Below are 7,023 nucleotides of genomic sequence, written 5' to 3' on the forward strand. Positions count from 1 at the left end.
AATTCCTTGGCCCCGGGATGTGCCTCTCGGTCATCCTGCTGGGACGTGCCGCCGTCCGGGGCGGATCACAGAATCCTCTTCCGCCATGTGGGAAGGAGTCGGGGCCGTGGCTGAAAAGTACGACCTGGCCGTCGTCGGACTCGGTTACGCCGGGCTTCCGCTGGTCACCGCGGCGGCCCGCAACGGCATGCGGGTCGCCGGCTTCGACGTCGACGGCGCCCGCGTCGCCGCCCTGGCCCGCGGAACCAGTTACGTGGACGACATCTCCGACGAGGAGATCGCCGAGGCACTGGCCGCGGGGTTCACCCCGGCGGCGGACCCGGACGTCATCGCGGGGGCGGGTGCTGTCACGATCTGCGTGCCGACGCCGCTGCGGGACTCCGTGCCCGACCTGACCGCCGTGCTCGACGCCGCGCGCCTGGTGGCGCCGCGCCTGCGCCCGGGCGCGCTCGTGGTGCTGGAGTCGACCACCTATCCGGGGACCACCACCGACGTCCTGCTGCCCCTCCTCGCGCAGGGCTCGCGGACGGTCGGCGAGGACTTCCTGCTGGCCTTCTCCCCCGAGCGGGTCGACCCCGGCAATCCGGCGTTCGGGCTGCACAACACCCCGAAGGTCGTCGGCGGCGTCACCGCCCGCTGCACCGAGGCCGCCACCGCGCTGTACGAGCGGATGGTGCAGAAGGTGGTGACCGTGAGCACGCCGGCGGCCGCCGAACTCACCAAGCTGCTGGAGAACACCTACCGGCAGGTCAACATCGCGCTGGTGAACGAGCTTGCGGTGTACTGCGACGGACTCGGCGTGGACGTGTGGGAGGTGGTGGCCGCCGCGTCCACCAAGCCGTTCGGCTTCCAGCCGTTCCGGCCGGGTCCGGGGGTGGGCGGCCACTGCATCCCGGTGGACCCCGGCTATCTGGCGTTCAGCGGCCGGACCTCCGGGCATCCACTGCGGCTGCCGGAGCTTGCTCAGGAGGTGAACGACCGGATGCCGGCGTACGTCGTCGACCGCATCGTCCGGCTCCTCAACGACCGACGGCGCAGCGTCCGCGGCACGCGGGTTCTGCTGCTCGGGGCGACCTACAAACCGGACATAGCCGACGGCCGCGGGGCACCGGCGGTGCGGGTGGCCGAACTGCTGCTGGACCTCGGTGCCCTCGTCGGTTTCCACGATCCCCATCTGCGCACCCTGCGGCTGAACGGCCGGAGCGTGGCCGGGGCCGAGTCACTGCAGGAAGCGGTCGCCGACGCCGATCTCGTCGTCCTGCTGCAGCCGCACCTGGACTACGACCTGGCCGCCCTCGCGGACACCGCTCCGCTGCTGTTCGACACCAGCGGCCGCACCGTCGGAGCGCGCGTGGTGCATCTCTGACCCCGGCCCGCGGGAGCACCCGGCCGGCATCCGGACGACAAGGATGCCGACCGGGGCTTCGGAATTTCCGGAATACGGGACTGCGGATATCGGAAATCATCGCTCCCGCAATTCGTTGATTCGACCGTGCGGGCGCTGATAATTTCATTCCAGGGAATCAACGGATTCCCCGACGGAATAGAAAGAGGTACATCATGTCCGAGAAGAACGAGATCTCCTTCGACGCGTTCGTCGACGCCGTCAAGTCCTACGACCTGGAGTCCGTCAGCGCCAAGGACACCGCCCACTCGTCGGCGGTTTCGGTGAAGCCGTGGGAGCACATCACCGAGCAGACCTCGGACGCCGTCTGATCTGCTTCGCCCGGCCCGGCGGGCGGCTGTCCGCAGCCGCCCGCCGGGTCTCCCGCGCCCGCCGCGCGCCCGCGGCCCGGCGCCCGTCCCTGCCGGCACTGCGAGGTGGCTCACCATGCTCAACCCGTCCCCGTGGGCGGACCCTGCGGACCGCGAAGTGGAGACCGAGGTACTGATCCTCGGCGGCGGACTGGCCGGTCTGGCCGCCGGATCCCTGCTCGACGACCGGGCGGTCGTGCTGGAGGCCGCGGACCGGCCCGGTGGCCTGGTGCGCACCGAACGCATCGGGGACCACTGGTTCGACCACGTCATCCACCTGCTCTACTTCAGCCACCCGGACGTGGAGGCACGCGTCCGCGCCCTGCTCGGCGACGTCCTGCGCCCGTGCCCCCCGGACGCCCGGGTCGAGACGGTGCGGGGCACCACCCGCTTCCCCGTCCAGCTGAACCTCTTCGGCCTGCCCGCCGAGGTGCGCGCCGCGTGCCTGGCGGACCTGCGGGCCGCACACGCGCGGAGCACCGCGCCCGGCAACTACGAGGAACTGCTGCTGAGCGCCTTCGGCCGCACCCTGTGCGAGCTGTTCTTCTTCCCGTACAACCGCAAGCTGTGGCAGCGGCCGCTCAGCACGCTTTCGGCGTCCGGCTTCCACTGGAACCTGACCCGGCCCAGCGTCGCGGAGATCGAGCGCGGCGCGAACTCGGCCCGGCCGGCCGACGGTTACAACGCGCGGGGCTGGTATCCGCGGCCCGCACGCGGCGGCCGGCGCGGCATGGAGGTGCTCTCCGAGGCGCTGGCCGGCCAGGTCGCGGACCTGCGGCTGCGGCACGTCGTCACCGCCGTCGACCCTGAGTCCCGTACCGTGCGGACCCGTTCACCCGAGGGCGTCACCGACTTCCGCTACACGCACGACTGCGTCTCCACGCTGCCCCTGCCCAACACCGTCGAGCTGTGCCACGGGGCGCCCGAGGCGCTCGTCGGGCGCTGCCGTGCGCTGCCCCGCAACCGCGTACGGTCGGTGGCCCTCGCCGTCCAGGGTCCGCGCCCCCGCGACACCGGGCACTGGCGCTACTACACGCGTGAGGACGTGCCCTTCACCCGCCTCGTCTTCATGACGGAGTTCGACCCGGACATGGCGCCCGCCGACGGCTGGGGCGTGCTCGCCGAGGTACTCGAACCGTCCGAGAGACCGTGCGCGGCGGACGACACGCTGGTGGCCGACGTGCTGCGCGGGGTCGGGGCGGTCGGACTGCTCGGGCCCGACAGCCGGATCGTCGGATCCCGGGTGTTCACGAACGACCCCGGCTACGTCGTCTTCACCGACGACGCCCGGGACACCGCCGACGAGGCCACCCGGTACCTCGCCTCCCTCGGCATCACCCCGCTCGGCCGCTACGGCACCTGGACCTACTCCTCCATGTCCCAGGTCATGGAGGAGGCCTTCGCCTGGGCGGCCCAGCGCTCGGCCCTGCCGACGACATGACCCGGACAGCAGACAGGGAGATCCCCTTGACCGGCACAACGCACCACGGATTCCTCGCGCTGGAGGGCGTCGACGGATCCGGGAAGACGACCACCGCACGGCTCATCGCCGAACACGTGCGCGCGCAGGGGCGCCCCCTGTCCCGCATCGGGCAGCACTCGTGGCTCGACCCGCAGGCGGCGCGCGTCATCATCGACGTCCGCGAGGACCGTCCGCACCGGCACAGCCACCGGCGGATCACCCAGGCGTACTTCCGCGACAAGCAGCTGCAGGCCGGCGCGATCGGTGACCTGCTGCGCGACCGCACCGTGCTGTCGGACCGCTACATCTTCAGCGACGCGGCCTACCTGGAAGTCCTCTACGGCATCCCCGCGCGCGAGACGCTGGACCGCCACCACGCGCACGGCACGCTGCTGCCCGACCTGATCGTCTACCTCGACGTCCCCGTCGCCCTGGCCGCGGACCGCGTCGTCGCCCGCGGCAAGAGCATGCGGCACTACGAGAACAGTTACACCCTCGACAAGGTCAGCAAGGTGTACCGCACGCTGCTCCTCGACGATCCGCCGCCCTACCTCCCGCCGGTGCACGTCTTCCGCAACACCACCGGTGCGCACGAGGACAGCCGGCTGCTCGACCTGTTCCGTGCCGTGGACGCCGCCGCCGCGCCCGGACGCGAACTGCTGGAGACCCCGTGAGCCGCATCGACGTCATCGTCCCCTGCCACAACAGCGCGCACTGCGTGGGCCGGCAGCTCGCGGCGCTCGGCCGGCAGCGCACCGACGACGAGTGGGGTCTGCTGATCGTCGACGACGGCTCCACCGACGCGCTCGCGGCCACCGTCGACGCCCACCGGCACCACCTGCCCGCCGACACCCGCATCGTGACCCGCCCCGTGCGCGGGGGCACCGGGGCCGCCCGCAACACGGGTGCACGCGCGGCCCGCGGCGAGCGTCTGCTGTTCCTCGACGCCGACGACGAGATAGCCGACGACCACATCGCGGCCATGGCGGCGGCGCTGGACCAGGCCGAACTGGTCACGGCGCGCATCGACTACCGGCGGCTCAACCCGCCCGGCGTGCTGCGCGGAACGCCGCCCGACCAGCTGTGCGACGTGCTGACGGCCAGTCTGTTCAAGCCGCATGTGCTGGGCGGCCTGATGGGCATCTCCCGGGGTCTGTTCGACGAGCTGGGCGGCTTCGACGAGCGGCTGCCCGCGCTCGCCGACGTCGACCTGTCCTGGCGGGCTCAGCTGGCGGGCCGCGCCATCGGCGTGGCGGACACCGTCGTGTCGGTCAGTGTCCGCGGCACGCACCGCGGCAGGTTCCGCAGGGGCCGGTTCCAGGGGCACGACATCGTGGCCCTGCGCCGGAAGTTCGCCGCTCACGGCACCACCCCCGTGACCTGGCGCGCCCATCTGGCGGACTGGCTGCGCGTGCCGGTCACGGCCGCACGCGCCGGAGCCCCGGCCGCCCTGTCCGCCCTGGTCTGGGAACTCGGCTGGCAGACGGGCGTACTGGGCGCCCTCCGGTCCGAACCGCCCTTCCGCCCCTCCCCCCTCACCGTGCCGGAGACGACATGATCACCCTGTCCCGGGGGCTCAACCCGCACGAGACCGCCTGGGCGGAACCGGTCGTCGCGGGCCGGCCCCCCTTCGCGCTGCTGCACGGCAGCCCCTCGTACATCAACGTGCTCGACGCCCTCGGAGCCTGGGAAGCGGTGGGGGCCCTGCGTGACCGGACCGGGGTGGCCGCCTGCGCCTCGTTCAAGCACACCTCCCCCGCGGGCATCGCGCTCGGCCGGCCCTTCGCGCCGGGGGACGAAACCTTCCACGACCGCGGTCCGCTGCCGGACGACCCCCTCGGCCGGGCCGTCGTACGGGCCCGGCACACCGCGCCCAAGTGCTCCTACGGGGACTTCGTCGCGGTGTCGGAGCCGGTCACGGCGGCGCAGGCCCCCCTTTTCGCCAACGCCATCGGGGTCATCGCCCCGGACTTCGCCCCGGAGGCGCTGGCGGACCTCTCCCGCTTCCACCACGGCCGGTTCATCCTGATGCGCGGGCACCGGGCCGAGGAGCGGGCCGCGGGAGGCGTGCGCACGCGGGAGTCCGTCGAGACGGCGGGGCTCCGGCTGACGCGCTCGGCCGCACCTCTGCCGGGGTTCGCGGGCGGGACACACCCCGAGTGCGGGACACCCGGCAGCCCGGACGACCTGGCCGTCGCCGTCGCGGCCGTCCGGCACGCCCAGTCGAACGCCATGGCCTTCGTCGTGGACGGCGCCACGATCGGCATCGGCATGGGGCAGCAGAACCGTCTGGACTGCACGCGTCTGGCCGCGGCCCGCGCCCGGACCTGGCAGCGCCGCCGGCATCCGGACGTCCTCGGACTCGGGTTCCGGGAGGGTGTGGGGCCCGCGGAACGCGCGGTGTGGCGGGCCCGTCTCGCCGAGGGCGACCTGACGCCCTCGGTCCGGGCCGAGTTCGCCCGGGTCCTGCCGGACCCGCGGGACGCCGACCGGGAACCGGACTGGACCACGACGCCACCGCTGTCGGGGGTGACCCTGGCGGCCGACAACCACTTCCCGTTCGTCGAGGTCGTCGAGATCGCGGCCCGCCTGGGTGTCACCCAGCTGGTCACCCCCGCGGGCTCGACGGGGGCGGACGCGCTGCGGGACGCCTGTGACGCCCACGGCATGAGCTGGATCGTGACCGGTGAGCGTTTCTTCCGGCACTGACGCCGGCCCGCTCGCACGGCCCTGGCAGCTGCCCGGCTGGCGGCGGCGCGCGGTCGCCGTCATCGACGCCCGGCTGGCCGTGGCGGGCCTGCGGCGCACCGGGCCCGTCGAGGACGTCAAGCGCTGGTCGCTGTCGGTCGTACTGCGCTGCCCGACCAGCGGGGGCACGGTCTTCTACAAGCAGTCGCTGCCGTCCCTGGCGCACGAGGGCCGGGTGCTGTCCCTGCTGGCCGCCCGCCGCCCCGGGCTGGTGCCCGAGGTCCTCGCTCCCGGGCCGCCGCGCGACGGCTGGTGCACCCGGGAGGTCCGCCTACGGCCGGGCACGCGGCTGCCGGACGACGGGCGGGGCCGGGCGCTGGCCGCCCTCGGTGAGGTGCAGCGCGACTGGCTGGGCCGGACCGCCGAACTCGCCGCCGCCGGCTGCTGGACGCGCACTCCGCTCGCGCTGGCCCGCCTGGTGCCGACGGGGTCGCGGAGCGCTCTGTTCGGGCCGCGCTCGGGGCTGCCGGGCGCGCTGAGCGCACCGGAGTCCGCCCGGCTGGCCGCGGCCTGCGACCGGCTGCCCGAGCTGTGCGCGGCACTGGCCGCGGCTCCCCCCGGCGACAGCCTCGTCCACGGCGACCTGCACCCGGGCAACTGGGGCGTGGCTCCCGCGACCGGGCGGACCGTGTTCCTGGACTGGGCGGAATCCGCCGTCGGCCACCCGTTCCTGGACATCGCGGCGGCCCTCAGAAGCTGTCCGGACCCCGGGGTCCGGGCCCGCGCCCTCGACCGGTACTTCGCGAGCTGGTCACCACTGATGTCGGCGGCCGAATGCCGGACGGTGTGGCGGCTCGCCGAACCGGTCGCCGCGTTCAACCAGCTCGTCACCTACACGCACTTCATCGACGCGGCGGAACCGCACGAGCGCCCCGGCTGGGCGCCACGGCTGCTGGGCTGGGCCCGGCAACTACTGCGGACGACGGACGGGACCGTGCGCGGGTGAGGCGCCGCCGGCTGACGGACGGCACGGGCCAGGTCCGACGAGCGACGGACGGACCGCACGGGCCAGGTCCGACGAGCGACGGACGGACCGCACGGGCCAGGTCCGACGAGCG

The 7,023-nt window shown here is 73.6% G+C and carries 7 protein-coding genes; all 7 read left to right on the top strand.

All coding sequences use genetic code 11. From position 1 onward, the window contains the following. Positions 1-106: 106 nt before the first annotated feature. The 7 genes from AB0B40_RS22115 to AB0B40_RS22145 all read left to right on the top strand — a co-directional run bounded on the left by AB0B40_RS22115 (position 107) and on the right by AB0B40_RS22145 (position 6,911). Entirely contained in the window at positions 107-1,366 is a 1,260-nt protein-coding gene (locus tag AB0B40_RS22115; RefSeq protein WP_345046315.1) for a nucleotide sugar dehydrogenase, read from the top strand. A gap of 194 nt (positions 1,367-1,560) precedes the next feature. Continuing rightward, a complete protein-coding gene (locus AB0B40_RS22120) occupies positions 1,561-1,716 on the top strand; it encodes a hypothetical protein (RefSeq protein ID WP_261705746.1) in 156 nt (51 codons plus the stop codon). A 115-nt stretch (positions 1,717-1,831) separates the two neighbouring features. Further along, positions 1,832-3,196 carry an FAD-dependent oxidoreductase gene (locus tag AB0B40_RS22125; RefSeq protein WP_345046317.1) on the top strand — a complete coding sequence of 455 codons (1,365 nt, stop codon included), beginning with the start codon at positions 1,832-1,834 and terminating at the stop codon, positions 3,194-3,196. A 26-nt stretch (positions 3,197-3,222) separates the two neighbouring features. After that, positions 3,223-3,891 carry an AAA family ATPase gene (locus tag AB0B40_RS22130; protein WP_345046319.1) on the top strand — a complete coding sequence of 223 codons (669 nt, stop codon included), beginning with the start codon at positions 3,223-3,225 and terminating at the stop codon, positions 3,889-3,891. Further along, positions 3,888-4,775 (top strand): glycosyltransferase family A protein, encoded by an 888-nt coding sequence (locus tag AB0B40_RS22135; protein WP_345046320.1) that lies wholly within the window; start codon positions 3,888-3,890, stop codon positions 4,773-4,775. The genes AB0B40_RS22130 and AB0B40_RS22135 overlap by 4 nt, the downstream gene beginning before the upstream one ends. Further along, positions 4,772-5,926 carry a hypothetical protein gene (locus AB0B40_RS22140; RefSeq protein WP_362265130.1) on the top strand — a complete coding sequence of 385 codons (1,155 nt, stop codon included), beginning with the start codon at positions 4,772-4,774 and terminating at the stop codon, positions 5,924-5,926. The genes AB0B40_RS22135 and AB0B40_RS22140 overlap by 4 nt, the downstream gene beginning before the upstream one ends. Then, positions 5,904-6,911, top strand: a complete 1,008-nt coding sequence (locus AB0B40_RS22145) for an aminoglycoside phosphotransferase family protein (RefSeq protein ID WP_362265132.1) — start codon at positions 5,904-5,906, stop codon at positions 6,909-6,911. The genes AB0B40_RS22140 and AB0B40_RS22145 overlap by 23 nt, the downstream gene beginning before the upstream one ends. Positions 6,912-7,023: the final 112 nt, after the last annotated feature.

The organism is Streptomyces sp. NPDC042638 (assembly GCF_040647235.1).
Lineage (GTDB): Bacteria > Actinomycetota > Actinomycetes > Streptomycetales > Streptomycetaceae > Streptomyces > Streptomyces rameus.